Here is a 20,245-nt window from a genome sequence, read left to right on the forward strand (position 1 = left end):
CCTGGTCAGTGGATCGTTGCCACGACCGTACGAGTTGAAGCGCGCTCGAACGCAAACGCCCCGGGCGCGGTGTCCGGGGCGTGCGGGCGGACCGTCCGGGTCACGCGTCCTTGCGCCACACCAGGGCCGCCGAGACGGGATGGTTGCGGAACTTCTCCCACTTGGGCTTCACGGCCAGCCAGCGCTCGTCCACCACGCCCTCGCGCATCTCCGCCAGCCGCCACCCGGCGCCCAGCCCCGCCGACACATGGTCGCTCAGCAGGTGGATGTGGGTCGCGATGGCGATGGGCTCGCCGGACTCGCTGGTGAAGTGGGTGGGCATGCCCGAGGTCATGATGAAGTGCGGGTGGAAGGCGATCACCACACAGGCCGCGCCCGGCGCCGCGATCCGCCAGGCCTCCTCGTAGTAGGGCCGCAGGTCGGGCAGGTGCTCGTCGATGAGGGAGGAGATCACCAGGTCGTAGGCGCCCGCCTGCAGGCCGGTGGCGCGCACGTCACCCTGGGCGAGGCTGTCGTGGGCGCCGCGCTCGCGCGCCTTGTCGAGCATCTCGGGGGTGAGGTCCACGCCGTCGATCGACGGCACACCGTGGCGGCGCAGCCAGGCGCCCGTGCGGCCCGTGCCGCAGCCCAGGTCGGCGGCGCGGCGCACCGACCCCCAGGCGGGCGCGGCGAGTTCGTCGAGGAGGGCGATGTCCATCGCGTCCTCGACGGTGTCCTCGTAGGTGCCGACCCACTGGCCGTAGCCGGTGGCTACGTCCACGGTGCGGTAGCCACGGGTGTCGAAGTCTGTGAAATCCAGCATGCGGGCGAGTATCACGGCTCGACGCCGGGCGGGTCGAAGGAATTACGGGCCGCGTGTACCGGGATCGCGGGCCGCGCATGGGGATCGCGGGCCGCCTACGGGGACCACGGGCCGCTTACGGGGGAGGGCTGGCCCCACCTCCGGACGGCAGCCTGCTGGATCGCGCCGGTGACGTGGGCGGCGGAGGCTGGGGAGCGACCGCCTTCCCCCTCGTGAACCGGGAGCCGCCCGATGTCCTCCGTCCCCCGGCGCGCGCTGCTCGCCGCCGTGCCCGCGCTCGCGCTGACCGCCGCCGTGCCGTGGGCGGCCCGGGCCGCGGCCCCCGGAGGCGACGGCCTCGTCGGCGCGCTCGCCCGGGCCGCGCGCCCCCTGCGCACGACCGCCCCGCACGGGCCGCACGGCGATCTGCGGCCGCTGGGCGAAGCCCTCGGCGGGGTGCCCGTCGTCGCGCTCGGCGAGGCGGTGCACGGGGCGCACGAGATGTTCACGCTCAAGCACCGCGTCTTCCGCTATCTCGTCGAGGAGAAGTGCTTCACCACCTTCGCGCTGGAGACCGGATGGGGCGCGGGGCTGCGCCTCGACGCGTACGTCCGGACCGGCGAGGGCGACCTCCGGGCCCTGATGGAACGGGAACTCGGGGGCGGGGCCTGGCCCTGGCACGTCGAGGAGTATCTGGACCTCCTCACCTGGATGCGGGCCCACAACGTCCGCCACCCCGGCGCCCCGGTCCGGTTCATGGGCAACGACCTGTGCCATCCCCGTATCGACGGCGCCCTGTTCGCGTACGTACGACGGCACGTCGCGCGCCGCCACCCGGAGCTGCGGCGCGTGATCGAACCGCTCTACGAGGAGCTGCGCGCCCATGCCACGACCGCGTCCTTCAGCGCGCTGCCGCAGACCCGCCGCCGCGCCCTCGCGGAACGCGCGCGCCGCGCCGTACGGCTGCTCGCCGCGCGTCGCGGCACGGACGGCACGCACGGCACGCACGCGTGGGCCGTCCAGCACGCCCGCGTCATCGCACAGACCGTCACGCTGCTCTCGTACGACCTGGAGGACCCCGGCGAGACACGCGAGGCCATGCGCTACCGCGACGCGCTGATGGCCCGCAACACCGCCTGGTGGCACCGGCACACGGGCCACCGGATGCTGCTCTCCGCGCACAACGGCCACACCGCCTACGAGACGTACGACCCGGCGCACTACCCGGAGACCCAAGGGGCTTATCTGCGCCGCGCGTTGGGCCGGGACTATCTGAGCGTCGGCACGACCTTCGGCAGCGGCTCCTCCACCGTGCCGGACGACGAGGGCCGCTGGCAGACCGAGCGCCACGGCCCGCCCCGCGCGGGCAGCAGCGAGGCCGTCCTCGACGCGGCGGGCGCGGCCACGCCCCGCGGCGACTACGTGCTCGACCTGCGCACCGCCCCGCCCCGGGCCCGCGCCTGGCTCCACACGTCCCGGCCCACCCGTGACGTGGGCCCGCCCGGCGACCCGTACCGCCCCTACGTGCTCGGGCGCGGGCACGACGTCCTGGTCCACCTGCACCGGCTGCACGCTGCGCGGCCGCTCAGCGCAGCCGCCAGATCCAGCCCAGCGGGGTGAGGCCGAGGGTGCGGGCGACCGCGCGGGAGGCGTGGTTGTCCGCACCGGTGCTGTAGAAGAGCACCTCCCGCGCCGGGCGTTCGAGCGCCGCCCAGGCGGCGACGGCGGCCGGGGCGAGGCCGCGGCCCCGGAAGTCGGCGCGGGTCCAGATCCCGGCCTCGGCGGACAGCGCGTTGGACGCGGGGGTGTGGCAGACCGACACCGGCTCCGCGCGGTGGACGGCCATAGCCCACGGGCCGAGCCCGCCACGGATCAGCTCCGCCCACTCGTCCTCCTCCCAGTTCCCGGGCCGCCGCAGCCGCTGCGCCTCCCGCCGGCCCTCCGCGTCGGAGACGAGGAGGGGGAGGGGCGGTGCCGGGGGATCCGGGAGCCGCCCGGGGAAGACGAACGAGGGCCCGCCCTCGACCGTCACCGGGCGGGAACCCCCGGACGGCGCCCCGAGCGAGGCGGCGAGCCGCAGCAGCACGGCGGGCGGTTCGCCGGGCGAGGCGTCCCCTTGAGCCTCCGGCCCGGCCGCCGGGCGCGGCGGGGGCGGTACGTCCTTGCCGAGTGCCAGCAGGCTCGCCCGGGGCGTGCCCGCCCAGACGGCCCGGACGGTGGTGTCCCTGAGGCGCGGGGGCCCGCCGCCCCCGCCGGGGACGAGGCCGTGGATCGCGTCGGTCTCCAGGGCCAGCAGCCGTGCGTCGCGGAGGGTCTCGGTGGGCATGGCGCGAGGCTGACGGGGCGCGTGGGGCGGGATCACGGGATCACCCGGATTCCGCTCGCGGGGGCTCCGCCAGGCGCGCGGCGCGTTCCAGGAGCAGGCCGCGCTCGCGCGCGTTCCGCGTCAGCTCCGCCGCCCGTACGAACTCGGCGCGCGCCTCCTCCCGCCGCCCCAGCCGGGCGAGCAGGTCGCCGCGCACGCTCGGCAGCAAGTGGTAGTCCTTCAGGGCCGGTTCGTCGGCGAGCGCGTCCACCAGCGGCAGTCCGGCGTCCGGGCCCTCGGCCATGGAGACGGCCACCGCGCGGTTCAGCTCGACGACCGGGGACGGCGCCATCGCCCCCAGGCGGCCGTAGAGCGCGGCGATCGTCGCCCAGTCCGTCTCCTCGTAGCGGACGGCGCGCGCGTGGCAGGCGGCGATGGCGGCCTGGACGGCGTACGGGCCCGGGAGCCCGGGGCCCGCGCGGCGCAGGGCCTCGATGCCGCGGTGCATCAGCAGCCGGTCCCAGCGGGCGCGGTTCTGGTCCGCGAGCAGCACGGGCTCGCCGTCGGGCCCGGTACGGGCGGGGATACGGGACGCCTGCAGCTCCAGCAGCGCGGCCAGCCCGTGGACCTCGGGCTCCTCGGGCATCAGGCCCGCCAGCACCCGGGCGAGGCGCAGCGCGTCCTCGCAGAGGGCGGGGCGGAGGAGGTCGTCGCCCGCGGTCGCGGAGTAACCCTCGTTGAAGACGAGGTAGATGACCTCCAGGACGGAGGAGAGGCGGGCCTCGCGCTCCTCGCCGTACGGCACCTCGAAGGGCACCCCGGCGCGGGCGAGGGTCCGCTTCGCGCGGACGATGCGCTGGGCGACCGTGGCCTCGCCCGCGAGGAACGCGCGGGCGATCTCCTCCGTCGTCAGCCCGCCCAGCAGCCGCAGCGTCAGCGCGATCCGGCCCTGCGTCGGCAGGACGGGATGGCAGGCGGTGAAGATCAGCCGCAGCAGGTCGTCGTCGATGCCGTCCGGGTCGTCGAGGTCCTCGGGGCCCGGCGGCGGCACGTCCTCCAGGGCGCGTCCGACCTCGGCGAGCTTACGGGCGTAGACCTCCCTGCGGCGTACGAGATCGACCGCGCGGTGCTTGGCCGTGGCCATGAGCCAGGCGCCCGGCTTCTCCGGGACACCCGACTCCGGCCACTGCTCCAACGCGGCGACCAGCGCGTCCTGCGCCAGCTCCTCGGCGATGCCGACGTCCCGCACGATCCGGGCGGCCCCCGCGATGATCCGCGGGGACTCGATCCGGAAGACCGTCTCGACGGTCTCCACGGCCTCGACGGTCTCTACGGTCTCGCCCGTGGTGGCGCCTGTGCCTGTGCCCGTGCCTGTGCTCGCTTCCGTCACAGGCACCCATCAGACCAGCGGGCACGGCCCCGGACAAGCGAGGACGGTCAGCAGCCGGCGTCCTCGGAGATCTCGCGGACCTCGGCCGTGATGTTCCACTCCGGCGGGTGGATCTCCAGGAACCGCCGGGTCCACTCCAGCGCCTCGGCCCTGTCCTTGGCCTGGACGATGGAGTAACCGCCGACGACCTCCTTGGTCTCGGTGAACGGGCCGTCCGTGTAGCTGATCCTGCCGCCCGTCCACGAGGCCCGGACGCCCTCGGAGGTGGGCGCGAGGCCTCCCGTGTCGAGCATGACCCCGGCCTTGTTGATCTCCTCGAACAGCTTGCCCGCGCGCTCCTCGAAGTCCGGCGGGTTGTCGGCGGGCAGGTTGTTCTCCTCGATGCGGATCAGCGTGAGAAAGCGCGGCATGGTGACTCCTCGGTCGTGCGGCGGGGCCGTTCCCCGCCTCTCACCCCTGCGTCGAACGGGACGCGGCCGGATCGACACGTCCTCCGGATTTTCCCGGAGATTTTTTCCGGGGGCCCGCCGAGGCCCGCTCGGGCCGCTGCTCGGGCCCGCTCAGTGCCGGCGGCGCCGTGCCTTGACCGTGTAGTTCACGCGGACCGCCGGGCACCCGTCGGGGTCGGTCTCGGGGTGCTCGTGGGTGTCGCACACCAGCACCTCCCACTCCCCGCCGGGACCGTCCGCCAGCTCCAGGGAGTCCAGCACCTCCCGAGGGGACGGGAACTCGATGCCGGGACGCGGCTCGGTCTCCCAGGACGGGAAGCCCATGTGGCCGACGATCAGCAGCACTCCGCCGGGCGCGACCGCGTCGGCGGCCCGGCGCAGGATCCGCTCGCGCGGCATGTCGTGCAGGGAGTGGAAGAAGAGCGCGGACACCAGGTCGTAGGAGCCGGACGGGAACGAGCTGCCGAGGTCGTGGTGCTGCCAGTCGATCCGGTCCGCGACCCGGGCCTCGGCCGCGTGCGCCGCGGCGCGGTCCAGCGCGACGCGGGAGAGGTCGGCGGCGGTGACGCGCCACCCCTGGCGGGCCAGCCAGATCGCGTCGCCGCCCTCACCGGCGCCCAGGTCGAGGGCGGTGCCGGGGGAGAGGCCGTCGGTCTCGCGGACGAGCGCGGCGTTGGGCTCGCCGCTCCAGAGCCGGTCTCTCTGGCCGTAGCGCTCGTCCCAGAACTCTTCGGCGGATTCGGGGGTTTCGGGGGAGTCGGGGGTCAGGTTGTCCTGAGCCATGGTGCGTGCCTTTCGTCTCAAGGGGTCGGTGTACGGGGCGGGTCAGGAACCCGCCGGGGCCAGGGCGGCGCGGGCCTCGACGGCGCGCCGGGTCTCCTCGGCGACGAGGTCGGCGTTGAGCGCGGCGCCGGCGCGGGAGGCGGCGGCCGCCGCGCTGATCACCTGGCCGAGGGGGTCGGCGGCGTTCCCGGCGGCCCAGACGCCGTCCACCGGCGTACGGCCCGTCGCGTCGGCCGGGAGGTGCGTGCCGATCACGACGCCCTCCCGCTCGGCCTCGACGGGCTCCAGCCCGAGGGGCGCGAGGAATCCGGCCCGTACGGCGAAGCGCGGGGCGACGACCAGGGCGCGGCAGGCGACGACGGTCCCGCCGTCGAGCCGGACGCCGCTCAGCCGCCCTCCGTCCCGCTCCGTACGCTCCCCGGGCCCCGTACGCTCCCTGCTCTCCGTACGCTCCAGTCCCTCGACGGTGCCGTCCACGACGGCGATGCCGCGCGCGGCGAGCTGCTCGTACTCCTCGTCGTCCGGCTCGGGCCCGGTGTGCAGGAAGAGGGTGACGTCCTCGCTCCACTGCCGCCACAGCAGCGCCTGCTGCACGGCCAGCGGGCCGGTCGACAGGACGCCGACGGCCTGGTCGCGCACCTCCCACCCGTGGCAGTACGGGCAGTGCAGCACGTCCGTGCCCCAGCCCTCGGCCAGCCCGGGGACGGGCGGCAGCTCGTCGGTCAGGCCGGTCGCGACCAGCAGCCGCGCTCCGCGCACCGCTCTCCCGTCGGCCAGGACGACCCGGAATCCCGCGCCGTCCCGCTCGGCGGACGCGACCGTGCCGTCCAGGAACCGGCCGCCGTAGCGGCGGACCTCCGCCCGCCCGGTGGCGAGCAGCTCCGCGGGCGGCGTGCCCTCCTGCCCGAGGTAGGCGTGGATCCCGTCGGCCGGGGCGTTGCGCGGCTCGCCGCCGTCCACGACCAGGACCGCGCGCCGCGCCCTGCCCAGCGTCAGGGCCGCGCCGAGCCCGGCGGCGCCGCCGCCGATCACCGCGACGTCGTACGTGTCCTGGGCCGCGGATTCCCGCGTGTGCGTCATGTCGTTGCCTCCGTTCTGCTCTGTTCCGCTCCGTTCCGAGGCAACCGTGCTCCCGCCCTCGCGGCTTGACAAAGATATTTGCCGTAACGGCAAATGGAGGGATGAGCGAAGACGAACTGGCCCCCGTGCTCGACGCCGTCGGCCCCCGGCTGCGGAGCCTGCGGAAGGGGCGCGGCATCACCCTGTCCCAGCTCGCCGAGGAGACCGGAATCTCGCTGAGCACCCTCTCCCGGCTGGAGGCAGGGCAGCGCGAGCCGACCCTGAAGCTGCTGCTGCCGCTGGCGAAGGCGTACGGCGTGCAGCTCGACGAGCTGGTCGGCGCGCCCCAGACGGGCGACCCCCGCATCCACCCCCGCCCCTTCACCCGGCACGGCAAGACGTGGATCCCGCTGACCCGGCACCTCGGCGGCCTGCACGCCTACAAGCAGATCCTCCCCGTCGCCGCCGAGGCCCCTTCCGGAGCCCGCCCCGAGCAGGGCATGCACGAGGGCTACGAGTGGCTGTACGTGCTCTCCGGCCGTCTCCTGCTCGCGCTGGGCGAGCACGATCTCGTCCTCGGCGCGGGCGAGGCCGCCGAGTTCGACACCCGCACACCCCACGGCTTCGCCAACGCCGGTGACCGGCCGGTGGAGTTCCTCGCCCTGTACGGCGCGCAGGGCGAGCGCATGCACGTACGGGTACGGACCACCGCCTCCTGAACCCACCGCCTCCTGAACCCGCCGCGTCCTGACTCCGCCGGGCCCTGATCCGCCGCCGCCGCTCACTCCGGCAGCGCGGAGGCCTCGCCGACCGCGGCGAGGAGCTGGAACGGGAACTCGGTATCGGCCTGCCCTACGGTCAGCGCGAGCCAGCGCCCCGAGGACGGCGGCCGCCACACGCGCATGCTGCCCGCGACCCCGGCGAGGAGGCCGAGCGGCTCCGGTGGCGGGGGCGGCGCGGGCTCGTACGGCTCGTCCAGTCCGAGGTACGGCCACAGATCGACCGTCGCGGGCGTGCCCCAGCGGTCGGTGAGCGGCCCGGCCAGCGCGGCGAGCGCGTCCTCGGCCTCCTGCTCGGCGGCCTCCAGGACCTCCACGTCCCGGTCGTCCCAGAAATCGCGGGTCTCGTGGAGCACGGCCACGTGGTACCCGGGCCCGCTCCATCCGCCGTCCTCCCGCTGCGGCTTGTCCCGCGCGGGGAACGGCAGCGCGCAGAGCGCGTCCACGGCCGCCAGCCGCTCCTCGGCGGACACCACCGCCCGCCGCCCGCTCGGCCCGCTGAGCGCGCTCAGCCCACTCGGTTCGCTCAGCCCACTCGGTTCGCTCAGCCCGCTCGGTTCGCTCGGCTCACTCGGTTCGCTCAGCCCGCTCGGTTCGCTCGGCTCACTCGGCATGCCGGGAGCCTACGCACCGCGCGGGCCCCGGCGGCCGCGCGACCTGGCGGACTGCTCCCTGCGCACCCGGAGCGCCTCGTGGGTGAGCGCCCAGGCGTCCGCGACCGGGCCGATGTGCCCGAGCTTGTCGGGGTTGATGACGGAGCGGATCGTCTGGATCTGCCCGTCGAGGATGTCGAGGGAGAAGGCGTTGAGGACCCGGCCGTCCCGGTCCCGGAAGAGCGCGCCGGGCTGGCCGTTGACCCGGTGCGGCTCCACCACGACGCCGATGCGGTGGAACGGCTCGGTCATCGCGGTCAGCATCCGGGCCACCTTGTCGGGGCCGACGATCGCCCTGGCCCACTGCGGGGCCTTGCCGCCGCCGTCGCCGACCATGTGCACGTCGGCGGCGAGGAGTTCCCGCAGCCCGTCGACGTCGCCCTCCCGGAAGGCGTCGAAGAACCGCCCGGCCAGCTCCTCCCGCTCCTTGCGGTCGGCCTCGAACCGGGGGCGGCCCTCGTCCATGTGACGGCGCGCCCGTACGGCGAGCTGGCGGCAGGCCGCCTCGGAGCGGTCCACGGCGGAGGCGATGTCGGAGAAGCCGAAGCCGAAGACCTCGCGCAGCACGAAGACCGCCCGTTCGAGCGGGCTCAGCCGCTCCAGCAGGAGCAGCGCCGCCATCGACAGCGAGTCGGACAGCTCCGCCGAGCGCTCCGGGTCCTCGTACGGATCCTCCAGCAGCGGTTCGGGGAACCACGGCCCGACGTACTCCTCGCGCCGTACGCGCGCCGAGCGCAGCACGTCGATCGAGAGCCGGGTGACCACGGCGGAGAGGAACGCCTTGGTCGAGGCGGGCCGCGTCGGCGTGGACTCCCAGCGCAGCCACGCCTCCTGGACCGCGTCCTCGGCCTCGCTGACGCTGCCGAGTATCCGGTAGGCGATCGAGAAGAGGAGGGGCCGCAGCTCCTCGAACTCCTCGGTCCTGCTCGTGTCCTTCACGTCAGCCCCTCCCGGAATCCCTCGCGCCACGACGGGTACCGCGGCTCCCAGCCCAGCTCGCGTCTGGCCTTGGCGTTGGAGAAGCCGCGGCCCTCCGTCATCATCGTCACCGCGGCCCGTCCGGCAAGGAGCCGGGCCAGCCAAACCGGTATCCGCACCGGCGGCCTCGCGCCCGCGCACGCCGCCAGATGCGGCAGCCACGCGCCGGCCGGGGCCGGTTCGTCGTCGACGATGTTGAACACGCCGCGCGCCCCCTGCTCCACGGCCAGCACGGTCGCGCTCGCCGCGTCGTCGAGATGCACCCACGAGCAGTATCCGGTGCCGCCGCCGACGAGCGGAAGCTGCCGCCTGCGTACGAGCCCGAGCCGGTCGTCGAAGACCCCGGGCCCGTAGAGGCCGCCGTAGCGGAGGACCGCGCCGCCCGCCGCGAGCACGGCGTGCTCGACATGGCACAGCGCGGCGGCGCCCGCGCGGCCCTTCGTCCCGGTCCCCGGGTCCAGCGGGTCGTCCTCGGTCTTGATCCAGCCGCCCTCGCGCAGGCCGTTCCAGCTCGCGCGGCTCCGCACGACGACGTGGGACACGCCGGTCGCCTCGGCGGCGGCCAGCAGATGGTCCGTCCCCTCGGTGCGCAGCCGCACGGTCGTCGCGGACCGGCGGTCGGGGCGCCCGAAGCCGGGCCTGCCCGCGTGCGCCACGGAGAGCGCGGTCAACTGGTGCACCAGCGCGTCCGGCCGGGCCTCCGCCACGGTCGCGCCGACCGCCACCGGGTCCAGGCCGTCCATCACGACGGCCCGCGCCCCCAGCTCCTCCAGCATCGGCAACTCGGCCGCGCTCGTCGCCGTGGCCGTCACCCGGTGGCCGTTCGCCACGAGCCGGGGCACCAGCCGTCGCCCCAGCACCCCGCTCCCCCCTGCCACGAACACCCTCACCGCGCTCACCCGCTCGTCTCCGGAACCGCTTCCGGTCACGGGACGAGACGGCGCGCACGTCTGTGACACGGCCGTCGGCCCCGTCCGTCCCGCCAGCCGCGTCCGTCCCGCCAGCCGCGTCCGTCCCGTCAGTCCCGTCCGTCCGGTCCGGCGCAGAGGACGCAGCCGTCCCGGTACGGGAGCCGGCTCAGCAGCCGGTGGCGTACGCACGAGGCCACGGCTCCCTCGCCGGGCCCCGGGAAGCGGTCCTCGTCGGCCGGTGCCGGTGCCCGGTGCGGATCGAAGGAGGCGACCATGGCCGCGAATTCGCGTAGACAGCCCTCGGCGAACGGCGGGTCGTACCCCAGTTCGTCCCAGCGGTGGCGGCGCAGGGCGAGCGCGGTGGCGCGCAGCACGAAGTCCTTGGCCCCGGCCCGCTCGCGCCCGGTCGCGCCCCAGTCGATCTCCTCCAGGTCGAAGCCGACGTTCCCACGGCCCATGAGGTCCTGGTCCTGCCACGTCAGCAGCGCCGCGAACCGGAGGTCCCACGGCTCCTCCGCCAGCGCGGAGACCGCCAGCACCAGCACGTCGACGAAGACGTCCGTGCCGCCGTTCGACAGGTACAGGCGCCGCTCCCCGGCCCCGAACGCGTTCCCCACCGGGTCACCCCCCGGCCGTGCCGGAGGCGGTGGGCCGCAGCGCCTCCGCGAGCCCGGCCGCCGGTGCCGTGGGCGTCCGCGGGTGGAGGACCTCGACGCGGTGCACGAGCCGGGGCGCGGAGAGCGGGACGGCGACGACCCCCGCCACCCCGCGCGCCGCGTCCCGTGCCGCCGCCGCGAGACCGCCCCCGGCTGCGACCAGGGCGCAGAGTCCCCGGAAGTCGGCGCCCGCGTAGCCGAGCTGGGGCCCGAAGCCGTCGGTACGGGCCGCCGCGCGCAGCTCGTCCAGCGGTACGGCGGCGTCCGGCGCGTCGATCCAGCGCGCCGCGGCGAGGTCCGCGAGCCGCAGCGCGGGCCGCCCGGCGAGCGGGTGCCCGGCGGGCAGCAGGACAGCCAGCGGTTCCTGGGCGATGCCGAACGCCGTCAGCGGCGCGGCCTCGGGCAGCGGCAGCGGGTCGCTGGGCGCCACCGCGCCGTCGGCCAGGGCGAGATCGGCCGTGCCGGTCAGCGCCGCCTCCACCGCCTCGTCGCGCCCGCACACGCGTACGGAGACCGCGAGGCGCGGGGATGCCGTACGGACGCGGGTCACGGCTTCCGCGACGGCGGGCGTCAGCGCGCCGGGCGTACAGGCCACGGCGAGCCGTCCGGGACGGGTCCGCCGCAGCCGCCCGAGATCGGCGCGGGCCGCGTCCAGCCGGAGCAGCAGCGGGCGGGCGTGCTCCAGCAGCCGCCCGCCCGCCTCGGTCGGCGCCACCGGGCGGCGGGTGACGAGAGGTGCCTCCAGGTCCGCCTCCAGCGCGGCGATGTGCTGCGAGACGGCCGACTGCGTGTAGCCGAGGGCGCGGGCGGCGGCCGAGAAGGAGCTGTGATCGACCACGGCGACGAACGTCCGGAGCTGCTGCGGGTCCATGACCTCAGTGTTCCGCACCCTCCATCAGCGTCTCTGATGGAGGGTGCAGGAATCATCGTTGGACGCGATGCCGGGCGCGGACCCACGATGACCGCATGACCCACACCGCGCGCATCGCCCTGGTCGGGGACCGCTCCCCGCACGTCCGTTCCCATACGCGTATCCCGGTGCTGCTCGACGCGCTGCGCGAGCGCGACGGCCTGGACCTCGACGCCTACTGGATCCCCACCGAGGAGGCCGCCGACGCCGCCGACGCCACGGCACTCGCCGCGTTCGACGCGATCTGGGTGCTCCCCGGCAGCCCCTACCGCAGCGAGGACGGCGCCCTCGCCGCCATCCGTACGGCCCGCGAGTGGCACGTCCCCTTCCTCGGCACCTGCGCCGGGTTCCAGCACGTCCTGCTCGAGTACGCCCGTGCCGTCTGCGGCCTGGAATCGGCGGCGCACGCCGAGCGCGCGCCCGGCACCCCGGCCGAGGACGCCGTGGTCGTGCCCCTCGCCTGCTCCCTCGTCGGTCACGAGGGCCCCGTCACGCTGGCCCCGGGCTCCCGGGCCGAGGAACTCATCGGCGCCGAGCGGTCCGTCGAGCGCTACCACTGCGAGTACGGGGCGAGCCCCGGTCATATGGACCTGCTCGCCGCCCACGGCCTGCGCCCCACCGGCGCGGGGCCCGACGGCGAGACGCGCGTCGTGGAACTCCCGGACCACCCCTTCTTCCTCGCCACCCTCTTCCAGCCGGAGCTGGCGGGGGACGGCAGCCGCCCGCACCCCCTCGTCCGCGGCCTCGCGTCGGCCGCGGTCGCGCACGCCCGGGCGGCCGCACCCGACCCGTCGGTCACTCTTCGCATGTAAACAATTACCGTACGTCAGTACACTCGGCCCGTGCTTCCCATGATCGTGTGCGGCCTGGCCGTGATCCTGCTGTGGACCTTCGCCTCACGGCTGCTGCTCCGCGGGCATGTCTCGGGCCCGGTCGTCATGGTGGCCGGCGGCATCGCCGCGGGTTTCGTGTTCGGCGACGAGATCGGGAACCACCTCGACACCGACCTCGCCGAGCGGATCGTCCAGCTCATCCTCGCGCTGCTCCTCTTCGTCGACGCGATCGAGGTGCGCGGCGGCTTCCTCGCGGGCGAGCGCCGTACGGCCGCGCGGCTGCTCTTCCTCGCCCTCCCGCTCTCGCTCGTCGCCGCATTCGTGCTCGGCCTGCCGCTGCTCGGGGTCTCGTCGTGGGCAGCCGTCCTCGCCGCCGCCTGTGTCGTCATGCCTGCGGACTTCGCCCCCGCCGCCGAGCTTCTGCGGGACGAGAGGCTGCCCCGGGGCCTGCGCCATGTGCTGGCCGTCGAGAGCGGCTACAACGACGGCTTCTTCTCGCCCGTGTTCGCCTTCGCGCTCCTCCTGCTGGAGGCCTCCGCCGAGACCGCGGACCCGCTCTCGGCGCTGGAGCACGCCGTCCCCGCCGCGGCCTACGCGGTGCTCGTCGGCGTCGGGATCGGCGCGGTCACCGGGTTCGCGCTGCGCCTGTCCGTGGCCGCGGGCTGGACGGGCCTGGCCGCGATCCGCGTCGCCCTGGTCGTCGTCCCCCTCCTCACCTACGCCGTCGCGGTGCACGTCGGCGGAAACGGCTTCGTCGCCGCCTTCCTCGCCGGGCTCGCCTACAAGCTGGGCCGGAGGGGCCGCCGCGGGCTCCACGTGGAGAGCGGGGACGATCCGCACGAGGCGGCGGCGCGGGCCGAGCCGGAGGCCGTGGACGTCGTCACCGCCCTGGCGTCGATGCTCATGTGGTTCGTCTTCGGCGGCGTCGCCGTGCTCGTCCTCGACGTCGGCTTCGAGGGCCGGTGGATCCTCTACGGCCTGCTCGCCCTGACCGTCGCCCGCCTCGTCCCCGTGTACCTGGCGATGCTCCGCGGCCGTACGACCTGGGGCGAGCGCACCCTGCTCGGCGTGCTCGGCCCCCGGGGGACGTCGTCCATCGTGTTCGGCCTGCTCGCCTTCAACGCGATGCGGGACAGCGACGCGGTGGCCGTGCTCTACGTGATGACCGTCGTCATCATCGGGAGCATGCTCCTGCACGGGCTCCTCGCGCCGCTCTGCGTCCGCCGGTTCAGCGCACCCGGTCGTAGACCACGGCCATCTCGCCCAGATCGCCGGTCTCCTGATGGGTGATCTGCCACCGGGTGCCCGGCAGGCCGTCCTCGAACAGCCGGGGGCCGCCCCCGGCGATCTCGGGGCAGATCGTGAGGTAGAGCCGGTCGACCAGGTCCTCGGCGAGGAGCGCCTTGATGACGCTCGGGCTGCTGTTCGCGAGGATCTCGCCCTCGCCGGTGGCCTTCAGCTCGGCGACGACGTCGGCGACCGGGCCGTTCACGACGCGGGCGCGGTCCCAGGGGGCCTCCGTCAGGGTCGTCGAGAAGACGATCTTCTCCGTGTCGACCAGCCACTTCGCGTAGCCGCGGTCACGCGGGTCGGCGTCCGCGTCCTCGGCGACCGGCGGCCAGTACCCCAGGAACCCCTCGGCGTTGACGCGGCCGAGCAGCGCCGTCGTCGCGTTCTCCCAGATGCGGGTGAGCTGCCCGCGGGTCGTCTCGGTGGCCACGTACGGCGCGAACATGCTGAAGTCGCCGGGCCCGCCCGGGCCGTGGTACCGCCCGTCGAGGGACAGGGCGAGGTTCGCGGTCACCCTGCGTGCGGATGCGGTCGAGCCGGTCATGATGCGCTCCTTGCGTCGGTGCTGTCGGTGCTGTCGGTGGTGCCGTTGGCGTCGGTGCGCGCGGCGAGGTCCGCCGCGAGGTGGTCGAGGCACTGGCCGAAGCCGATCTCGATGCCCGCGACGAAGTCCGCCGAGGCGACGGTGCTGTCGCTGATCCGGTACCGGACGTCCAGCTCCGTCTCCGTCTCCGTCCCGGACCCCGAGGCGCCGAGCGTGAACTCGACGTGCGCGGTGAAGGCGGTCCCTCCGCCGGGGAGCAGCGGGGAGAGCCGATAGGCCAGGCGCTCGCCGGGCCGTGCGTCCTCGACCGTCCCCTCCGCGCGCCCGGCGACCGGGTCGGCGCCCGCGGCGTCCTCCGCATCCCGGTACTCCTGGACGATCCGCCCGCCGGGCCGGGCCTCGAAGGCCAGCTCGGAGACGCGCAGATCGTCCGGCGTCCACCAGCGGGCGAGCAGACCGGGCTCGGTCAGATGACGCCACACCAGTGCGGGGCTCCCCGCGAGGGACCGGTGGAAGGCGAAGGTGCGCCCGTCCGCCCACCCCGGCTCCTCCGCCGCGGCCCGCTCCTCGCGGAGCCCCGCGCCGTAACGCTCGAACGTGGCGCGCGGGCCGTCGGGGCGCTCCGCGGCCTCGGCGAGCCGGGTCAGCTCGGCCGCGAGGTCCCGGAGGGGCCCGGGCCGCAGGGCGTAGACCCGGCGCTGGCCGCTGCGCTGCGAGGTGACGACACCGGCGCGTTCGAGGGTCTGCAGGTGCTTGGTGGTCTGCGGCTGGCGCGCCCCGGCGAGCTGGGCCAGCACGCCGACCGGGCGCGGCCGCTCGGCCAGCAGGGCGACGAGCCGTCGGCGGGCCGGGTCGGCCAGCGCGGTGAGGAGTGCTTCCGGTGCGTCCATGGCCACAAGTATTCGTCACCACGAATATTCGTGTCAAGGAATAAATCGAGGAGGTGCGGGACTTTCGCCGTTGCATAGTTCTGCTGTCGTACGTATAGTCATGCCATCGAGGAGGAGGACTGATGACGGTGCGTGCGGCAGTGGCGGGGGCGAGCGGATACGCGGGCGGGGAGGTGCTGCGCCTGCTCGCGGGGCACCCCGAGGCCGAGGTCGGGGCCCTGACGGGGAACTCGAACGCGGGTCAGCGGCTCGGCGCGCTCCAGCCGCATCTCGTGCCGTTCGCGGACCGCGTGCTGGAGGAGACGACGACAGAGGTCCTCGCCGGGCACGACGTGGTCTTCCTCGCGCTGCCGCACGGACAGTCGGCGGCCGTGGCCGAGCAGCTCGGTGACGGCGTTCTCGTCGTGGACTGCGGCGCGGACTTCCGGCTCACGGACGCCGCCGACTGGGAGAAGTTCTACGGCACGCCGCACGCCGGGACCTGGCCGTACGGACTGCCCGAGCTGCCCGGGGCCCGCGAGGCGCTGAAGGGGTCCCGGCGCATCGCGGTCCCCGGGTGCTATCCGACGGCCGTCTCTCTCGCGCTCGCGCCCGCGTACGCGGCGGGGCTCGCCGAGCCCGAGGCCGTGGTCGTCGCCGCGACCGGCACCTCCGGCGCGGGCAAGGCCCTCAAGCCGCACCTGCTGGGCAGCGAGGTCATGGGCTCCATGAGTCCGTACGGGGTGGGGGGCGTCCACCGGCACACCCCCGAGATGGTCCAGAACCTGTCGGCCGCCGCGGGTGAGCGCGTCACCGTCTCCTTCACCCCGACCCTCGCGCCCATGTCGCGCGGCATCCTCGCCACGTGCAGCGCGAAGGCGCGGCCCGGCGTGACGGGGGAGGGCCTGCGCGCCGCGTACGAGAAGGCGTACCAGGACGAGCCGTTCGTCACGCTCCTCCCCGAGGGGCAGTGGCCCGCCACCGCCGCCGTGCAGGGCTCCAACTCCGCGCAGCTCCAGGTCGCGTACGACGAGTCGGCGGACCGCGTCCTGGTCGTCAGCGCGATCGACAACCTCACCAAGGGCACCGCCGGAGGTGCCGTGCAGAGCATGAACATCGCCCTCGGGCTCCCCGAGGGCCTGGGACTTTCCACGATCGGGGTAGCGCCATGAGCGTCACAGCGGCCAAGGGCTTCACGGCGGCCGGGATCGCCGCCGGGATCAAGGACAGCGGAGGGCCCGACCTGGCCCTCGTCGTCAACGACGGCCCGCGCCAGGCCGCCGCCGGGGTCTTCACCTCCAACCGCGTCAAGGCGGCGCCGGTCCTGTGGTCCGAGCAGGTCCTCAAGGGCGGCCGGGTCTCCGCCGTCGTCCTCAACTCCGGCGGGGCCAACGCCTGCACCGGCCCGAAGGGCTTCCAGGACACCCACGCCACCGCCGAGAAGGCCGCCGAGGCCCTCGAGCACAGCGCGGGTGAGATCGCCGTCTGCTCCACCGGCCTGATCGGCACCCTGCTGCCGATGGACAAGCTGCTCCCCGGCGTCGAGAAGGCCGCCGCCGAACTCTCCGCGCACGGCGGCGAGAAGGCCGCGCTCGCCATCAAGACCACCGACACGGTGCACAAGACCGCCGTGTACGAGAGCGCGGCGGGCTGGACCGTCGGCGGCATGGCCAAGGGCGCGGGCATGCTCGCGCCGGGCCTCGCCACCATGCTCGTCGTCCTCACCACCGACGCCGACCTCGAAGCCGGGGCGCTGGACGGGGCGCTGCGCTCCGCGACCCGTACGACGTTCGACCGGATCGACTCCGACGGCTGCATGTCCACCAACGACACCGTGCTGCTGCTCGCCTCGGGCGCCTCGCAGGCCGTGCCGGACGCGGACGAGTTCGCGGAGGCCGTCCGCGCCGTCTGCGACGACCTCGGCCAGCAGCTCATCCGCGACGCCGAGGGCGCCAGCAAGGACATCCGCGTCGAGGTCACCGGTGCCGCCACCGAGGACGAGGCGGTGACGGTCGGCCGTACGATCGCCCGGAACAACCTCCTCAAGTGCGCGATCCACGGCGAGGACCCCAACTGGGGCCGCGTGCTCTCCGCCATCGGCACCACCGACGCCACCTTCGACCCCGACGCGCTCGACGTCGCCATCAACGGCGTATGGGTCTGCAGGAACGGTTCCGTCGGCGAGGACCGCGAGCTGGTCGACATGCGGTACCGCGAGGTCCGCGTCACCGCCGACCTCGCGGCGGGCGAGGCGTCCGCCGTGATCTGGACCAACGACCTCACCGCCGACTACGTCCACGAGAACAGCGCGTACAGCTCATGAGCGACGGACCCGACAGCACCGGCAAGAGCACCCGCAAGCACACCGCCCTCCCCAAGGCCCGGACGCTCATCGAGGCGCTGCCCTGGCTGACCCGGCACCACGGCAGGACGGTCGTCATCAAGTTCGGCGGCAACGCCATGGTCGACGAGGACCTGAAGGCCGCCTTCGCACAGGACGTCGTCTTCCTGCGGCACGCGGGGCTGCGCCCGGTCGTCGTGCACGGCGGCGGCCCCCAGATCAGCAAGCAGCTCGACGCGCTCGGCCTGGAGTCCGAGTTCAAGGCCGGACTGCGGGTGACCACGCCCGAGACGATGGACGTCGTACGGATGGTGCTGGCCGGACAGGTCCAGCGCGAGCTGGTCAACCTGCTCAACCAGCACGGCCCGCTCGCCGTCGGCATGACCGGCGAGGACGCGCACATCATGGCCGCCACCAAGCACTACGCGGAGATCGACGGCGAGCGCGTCGACCTGGGCCGCGTCGGCGAGATCCACGCGGTGGACACCGGCGCGATCGAGGCGCTGCTGGACGACGGCCGGATCCCGGTGGTCTCGTCCATCGCGCGCAGCGCCGACGACGACCATGTGTACAACGTCAACGCCGACACCGCCGCGGCCGCGCTCGCCGCGGCACTGGGCGCCGAGACGCTGATGGTCCTCACCGACGTCGAGGGGCTCTACGAGGACTGGCCCCGCAGCGACGAGGTCATCAGCAGGCTCACCGCCAGGCAACTGGAGAAGCTGCTCCCGGACCTGGCCAGCGGCATGGTGCCCAAGATGGAGGGCTGCCTGCACGCCGTGCGCAACGGCGTCCACACGGCCCGCGTCCTCGACGGGCGCGTCCCGCACTCCATCCTGCTGGAGATCTTCACCGACGAGGGCATCGGCACGATGGTCGTGCCCGACCAGAGCCAGGAAGAGGGCCTCGCATGACGACGACGCACGACCACAACGGCAACGCGGCCCTCACCGCGCGCTGGCAGGGCGCCCTGATGAACAACTACGGCACCCCCCGCCTCCCCCTCACCCATGGCGAGGGCATGAAACTGTGGGACGCCGAGGGCAAGGAGTACCTGGACTTCCTCGGGGGCATCGCCGTCAACGCGCTCGGCACGGCGCACTCCGCCGTCGTCCGCGCCGTGTCCGACCAGGTCGCCACGCTCGGCCATGTGTCCAACCTCTTCCTGGCCGAGCCGACGGTCGCGCTGGCCGAGAAGCTGCTGGAGCTGGCCGGACGGTCCGGCGACGGCAAGGTCTACTTCTCCAACTCGGGCGCCGAGGCCAACGAGGCCGCTTTCAAGATCGGCCGCAGGACCGGACGTTCGCACATGGTCGCCACCCGGGGCGGCTTCCACGGCCGGACGATGGGCGCCCTCGCGCTCACCGGCCAGCCGTCCAAGCAGGAGCCGTTCGCGCCGCTCCCCGGCGAGGTGACCCACGTCCCGTACGGCGACGCGGAGGCGCTGCGCGCGGCCGTCACCGAGGACACGGCCTTCGTGATCCTGGAGCCCGTCCAGGGCGAGAACGGCGTGATCGTGCCGCCCGAGGGCTACCTCACGGCCGCCCGCGAGATCACCGCCGCCACCGGCACCCTCCTCGTCCTCGACGAGATCCAGACCGGCATCGGCCGCACCGGACACTGGTTCGCGTGCCAGGCCGAGGGCGTCGAGCCCGACGTCATCACCCTCGCCAAGGGCCTCGGCGGCGGCCTGCCGCTGGGCGCCACCCTCGCCTTCGGGCCCGCCGCCGGCCTCCTCGCCCCCGGCCAGCACGGCTCCACCTTCGGCGGCAACCCCGTCTCGTGCGCCGCCGGACTCGCGGTCCTGGAGACCGTCGAGACCGACGGCCTGCTCGACCACGTCAAGCGGATCGGGGCCCGGCTGCGCGACGCCGTACGCGAACTCGGCCACCCATTGGTCGCCGAAGTCCGTGGGGCGGGCCTGCTGCTGGGTATCGTGCTCACCGGACCCGTCGCGCCGCACGCCCAGCGCGCGGCACAGGACGCGGGTTTCCTGGTGAACGCCGTCGCCCCGGACGTCGTCCGGCTCGCCCCGCCGCTGATCATCGGCGAGGAGGAGGCGGACGCGCTCGTACGGGCGCTGCCCGCCGTCCTCGACGCCGCGACCGCCGTGGCCACGGAGGAGCAGGGCGGGCACCGGGACCGATGAGCACGAGACGCAGAGCAGCCGAAGGGACATGTGGACGATGACCGAGGAGCACCAGGGGGGCCAGGCCGTCCCGCAGACGCGGACGGCACGCCACCGCCGGATCGTCGACATCCTCAACCGCCAGCCCGTCCGCTCCCAGAGCCAGTTGGCGAAGCTCCTCGCCGACGACGGGCTGACGGTCACCCAGGCCACGCTCTCCCGTGACCTCGACGAACTGGGCGCGGTCAAGATCCGCAACACCGGCGGCGAGCTGATCTACGCCGTCCCCGCCGAGGGCGGCGACCCCACCCCCAAGGCCCCTCTCGGCGAGTCCGCGACCGAGGCCCGCATGGCCCGCCTCGCGGGCGAACTCCTGATCTCCGCCGAGGCGTCCGCGAACCTCGTCGTCCTGCGCACCCCGCCGGGCGCCGCCCAGTTCCTCGCCTCCGCGATCGACCAGGCGGGCGTCCACGAGATCATCGGCACCATCGCGGGCGACGACACGCTCCTGCTGATCAGCCGCGACCCGGTGGGCGGCCAGGCCCTGGCGGACCACCTGCTGGGCCTCGCGCAGAAGGAACGCTGA

The 20,245-nt window shown here is 74.4% G+C and carries 22 protein-coding genes; 9 read left to right on the top strand and 13 right to left on the bottom strand.

Annotated features, from left to right (window positions below):
• Nucleotides 1–100 precede the first annotated feature (100 nt).
• Nucleotides 101–802 (bottom strand): class I SAM-dependent DNA methyltransferase, encoded by a 702-nt coding sequence (locus ABD343_RS38075; protein WP_344535150.1) that lies wholly within the window; start codon nucleotides 800–802, stop codon nucleotides 101–103.
• A gap of 231 nt (nucleotides 803–1,033) precedes the next feature.
• Between ABD343_RS38075 and ABD343_RS38080 the strand changes: the two genes are divergently transcribed.
• Nucleotides 1,034–2,401, top strand: coding sequence for an erythromycin esterase family protein (locus ABD343_RS38080; RefSeq protein ID WP_344535152.1), 1,368 nt, complete (start codon nucleotides 1,034–1,036; stop codon nucleotides 2,399–2,401).
• Here ABD343_RS38080 and ABD343_RS38085 read toward each other — a convergent pair.
• The 5 genes from ABD343_RS38085 to ABD343_RS38105 all read right to left on the bottom strand — a co-directional run bounded on the left by ABD343_RS38085 (nucleotide 2,367) and on the right by ABD343_RS38105 (nucleotide 6,788).
• The gene (locus ABD343_RS38085; RefSeq protein WP_344535154.1) at nucleotides 2,367–3,107 is read right to left on the bottom strand and encodes a GNAT family N-acetyltransferase; all 741 of its coding nucleotides are present in this window, start codon (nucleotides 3,105–3,107) and stop codon (nucleotides 2,367–2,369) included. The two genes, ABD343_RS38080 and ABD343_RS38085, sit on opposite strands and share 35 nt — an antisense overlap.
• Before the next feature lie 40 nt (nucleotides 3,108–3,147).
• Nucleotides 3,148–4,401 carry an RNA polymerase sigma factor gene (locus tag ABD343_RS38090; RefSeq protein WP_344535458.1) on the bottom strand — a complete coding sequence of 418 codons (1,254 nt, stop codon included), beginning with the start codon at nucleotides 4,399–4,401 and terminating at the stop codon, nucleotides 3,148–3,150.
• 122 nt (nucleotides 4,402–4,523) lie between these two features.
• Nucleotides 4,524–4,886, bottom strand: coding sequence for a YciI family protein (locus ABD343_RS38095; protein ID WP_344535156.1), 363 nt, complete (start codon nucleotides 4,884–4,886; stop codon nucleotides 4,524–4,526).
• A 150-nt stretch (nucleotides 4,887–5,036) separates the two neighbouring features.
• Complete coding sequence (locus ABD343_RS38100; protein ID WP_344535157.1) at nucleotides 5,037–5,708, bottom strand: class I SAM-dependent methyltransferase; 672 nt, start codon at nucleotides 5,706–5,708, stop codon at nucleotides 5,037–5,039.
• Between the two features lie 42 nt (nucleotides 5,709–5,750).
• Nucleotides 5,751–6,788 (bottom strand): NAD(P)/FAD-dependent oxidoreductase, encoded by a 1,038-nt coding sequence (locus ABD343_RS38105; RefSeq protein WP_344535159.1) that lies wholly within the window; start codon nucleotides 6,786–6,788, stop codon nucleotides 5,751–5,753.
• 101 nt (nucleotides 6,789–6,889) lie between these two features.
• Here ABD343_RS38105 and ABD343_RS38110 point away from each other — a divergent pair, with 101 nt between their 5' ends.
• A complete protein-coding gene (locus ABD343_RS38110) occupies nucleotides 6,890–7,486 on the top strand; it encodes a helix-turn-helix domain-containing protein (protein WP_344535160.1) in 597 nt (198 codons plus the stop codon).
• Nucleotides 7,487–7,548: 62 nt separating this feature from the next.
• Here ABD343_RS38110 and ABD343_RS38115 read toward each other — a convergent pair whose 3' ends face one another.
• From ABD343_RS38115 to ABD343_RS38135, 5 genes are all read right to left on the bottom strand, one after another.
• Nucleotides 7,549–8,160: a hypothetical protein gene (locus tag ABD343_RS38115; RefSeq protein ID WP_344535161.1), complete on the bottom strand. Its 612-nt coding sequence runs from the start codon at nucleotides 8,158–8,160 to the stop codon at nucleotides 7,549–7,551.
• Between the two features lie 9 nt (nucleotides 8,161–8,169).
• Complete coding sequence (locus ABD343_RS38120; RefSeq protein WP_344535163.1) at nucleotides 8,170–9,138, bottom strand: RNA polymerase sigma-70 factor; 969 nt, start codon at nucleotides 9,136–9,138, stop codon at nucleotides 8,170–8,172.
• A complete protein-coding gene (locus tag ABD343_RS38125) occupies nucleotides 9,135–10,055 on the bottom strand; it encodes an NAD-dependent epimerase/dehydratase family protein (protein WP_344535164.1) in 921 nt (306 codons plus the stop codon). Before ABD343_RS38125 ends, ABD343_RS38120 begins: the two co-directional genes overlap by 4 nt.
• 140 nt (nucleotides 10,056–10,195) lie before the next feature.
• Nucleotides 10,196–10,705 (bottom strand): hypothetical protein, encoded by a 510-nt coding sequence (locus ABD343_RS38130; protein ID WP_344535166.1) that lies wholly within the window; start codon nucleotides 10,703–10,705, stop codon nucleotides 10,196–10,198.
• A gap of 4 nt (nucleotides 10,706–10,709) precedes the next feature.
• Nucleotides 10,710–11,615 (bottom strand): LysR family transcriptional regulator, encoded by a 906-nt coding sequence (locus ABD343_RS38135; RefSeq protein WP_344535168.1) that lies wholly within the window; start codon nucleotides 11,613–11,615, stop codon nucleotides 10,710–10,712.
• 95 nt (nucleotides 11,616–11,710) lie between these two features.
• On the opposite strand from ABD343_RS38135, the gene ABD343_RS38140 reads away from it, so the two are divergent.
• Nucleotides 11,711–12,466 carry a CTP synthase C-terminal region-related (seleno)protein gene (locus ABD343_RS38140; protein ID WP_344535170.1) on the top strand — a complete coding sequence of 252 codons (756 nt, stop codon included), beginning with the start codon at nucleotides 11,711–11,713 and terminating at the stop codon, nucleotides 12,464–12,466.
• A gap of 39 nt (nucleotides 12,467–12,505) precedes the next feature.
• Nucleotides 12,506–13,777, top strand: coding sequence for a cation:proton antiporter domain-containing protein (locus ABD343_RS38145; RefSeq protein WP_344535460.1), 1,272 nt, complete (start codon nucleotides 12,506–12,508; stop codon nucleotides 13,775–13,777).
• Here the strand turns inward: ABD343_RS38145 and ABD343_RS38150 are convergent.
• Both ABD343_RS38150 and ABD343_RS38155 read right to left on the bottom strand, forming a co-directional pair.
• Nucleotides 13,716–14,321, bottom strand: a complete 606-nt coding sequence (locus ABD343_RS38150; protein WP_344535171.1) for a dihydrofolate reductase family protein — start codon at nucleotides 14,319–14,321, stop codon at nucleotides 13,716–13,718. The genes ABD343_RS38145 and ABD343_RS38150 overlap by 62 nt on opposite strands.
• A complete protein-coding gene (locus tag ABD343_RS38155) occupies nucleotides 14,318–15,211 on the bottom strand; it encodes a metalloregulator ArsR/SmtB family transcription factor (protein ID WP_425578368.1) in 894 nt (297 codons plus the stop codon). Before ABD343_RS38155 ends, ABD343_RS38150 begins: the two co-directional genes overlap by 4 nt.
• A gap of 122 nt (nucleotides 15,212–15,333) precedes the next feature.
• On the opposite strand from ABD343_RS38155, the gene argC reads away from it, so the two are divergent.
• The 5 genes from argC to ABD343_RS38180 are packed head-to-tail and all read left to right on the top strand — an operon-like array spanning nucleotide 15,334 to nucleotide 20,245.
• The gene (argC, locus tag ABD343_RS38160; protein ID WP_344535173.1) at nucleotides 15,334–16,362 is read left to right on the top strand and encodes an N-acetyl-gamma-glutamyl-phosphate reductase; all 1,029 of its coding nucleotides are present in this window, start codon (nucleotides 15,334–15,336) and stop codon (nucleotides 16,360–16,362) included.
• The gene (gene argJ, locus ABD343_RS38165) at nucleotides 16,359–17,513 is read left to right on the top strand and encodes a bifunctional glutamate N-acetyltransferase/amino-acid acetyltransferase ArgJ (RefSeq protein ID WP_344535175.1); all 1,155 of its coding nucleotides are present in this window, start codon (nucleotides 16,359–16,361) and stop codon (nucleotides 17,511–17,513) included. The genes argC and argJ overlap by 4 nt, the downstream gene beginning before the upstream one ends.
• A complete protein-coding gene (argB, locus tag ABD343_RS38170; protein ID WP_344535176.1) occupies nucleotides 17,510–18,445 on the top strand; it encodes an acetylglutamate kinase in 936 nt (311 codons plus the stop codon). Before argJ ends, argB begins: the two co-directional genes overlap by 4 nt.
• A complete protein-coding gene (locus ABD343_RS38175) occupies nucleotides 18,442–19,680 on the top strand; it encodes an acetylornithine transaminase (RefSeq protein ID WP_344535178.1) in 1,239 nt (412 codons plus the stop codon). The genes argB and ABD343_RS38175 overlap by 4 nt, the downstream gene beginning before the upstream one ends.
• Before the next feature lie 37 nt (nucleotides 19,681–19,717).
• Nucleotides 19,718–20,245, top strand: coding sequence for an arginine repressor (locus ABD343_RS38180; RefSeq protein WP_344535461.1), 528 nt, complete (start codon nucleotides 19,718–19,720; stop codon nucleotides 20,243–20,245).

It is taken from the genome of Streptomyces albiaxialis, assembly GCF_039530985.1.
Classification (GTDB): domain Bacteria; phylum Actinomycetota; class Actinomycetes; order Streptomycetales; family Streptomycetaceae; genus Streptomyces; species Streptomyces albiaxialis.

Coding starts and splice junctions, on each gene's coding strand:
- ABD343_RS38100 (WP_344535157.1), bottom strand. CDS start 5,708: ATGGCTCAGGACAACCTGACCCCCGACTCCCCCGAAACCCCCGAATCC.
- ABD343_RS38075 (WP_344535150.1), bottom strand. CDS start 802: ATGCTGGATTTCACAGACTTCGACACCCGTGGCTACCGCACCGTGGAC.
- ABD343_RS38080 (WP_344535152.1), top strand. CDS start 1,034: ATGTCCTCCGTCCCCCGGCGCGCGCTGCTCGCCGCCGTGCCCGCGCTC.
- ABD343_RS38175 (WP_344535178.1), top strand. CDS start 18,442: ATGACGACGACGCACGACCACAACGGCAACGCGGCCCTCACCGCGCGC.
- argC (WP_344535173.1), top strand. CDS start 15,334: ATGACGGTGCGTGCGGCAGTGGCGGGGGCGAGCGGATACGCGGGCGGG.
- ABD343_RS38095 (WP_344535156.1), bottom strand. CDS start 4,886: ATGCCGCGCTTTCTCACGCTGATCCGCATCGAGGAGAACAACCTGCCC.
- ABD343_RS38155 (WP_425578368.1), bottom strand. CDS start 15,211: ATGGACGCACCGGAAGCACTCCTCACCGCGCTGGCCGACCCGGCCCGC.
- argJ (WP_344535175.1), top strand. CDS start 16,359: ATGAGCGTCACAGCGGCCAAGGGCTTCACGGCGGCCGGGATCGCCGCC.
- ABD343_RS38180 (WP_344535461.1), top strand. CDS start 19,718: ATGACCGAGGAGCACCAGGGGGGCCAGGCCGTCCCGCAGACGCGGACG.
- ABD343_RS38105 (WP_344535159.1), bottom strand. CDS start 6,788: ATGACGCACACGCGGGAATCCGCGGCCCAGGACACGTACGACGTCGCG.
- ABD343_RS38085 (WP_344535154.1), bottom strand. CDS start 3,107: ATGCCCACCGAGACCCTCCGCGACGCACGGCTGCTGGCCCTGGAGACC.
- ABD343_RS38150 (WP_344535171.1), bottom strand. CDS start 14,321: ATGACCGGCTCGACCGCATCCGCACGCAGGGTGACCGCGAACCTCGCC.
- ABD343_RS38140 (WP_344535170.1), top strand. CDS start 11,711: ATGACCCACACCGCGCGCATCGCCCTGGTCGGGGACCGCTCCCCGCAC.
- argB (WP_344535176.1), top strand. CDS start 17,510: ATGAGCGACGGACCCGACAGCACCGGCAAGAGCACCCGCAAGCACACC.
- ABD343_RS38110 (WP_344535160.1), top strand. CDS start 6,890: ATGAGCGAAGACGAACTGGCCCCCGTGCTCGACGCCGTCGGCCCCCGG.
- ABD343_RS38145 (WP_344535460.1), top strand. CDS start 12,506: ATGATCGTGTGCGGCCTGGCCGTGATCCTGCTGTGGACCTTCGCCTCA.
- ABD343_RS38115 (WP_344535161.1), bottom strand. CDS start 8,160: ATGCCGAGTGAGCCGAGCGAACCGAGCGGGCTGAGCGAACCGAGTGAG.
- ABD343_RS38135 (WP_344535168.1), bottom strand. CDS start 11,615: ATGGACCCGCAGCAGCTCCGGACGTTCGTCGCCGTGGTCGATCACAGC.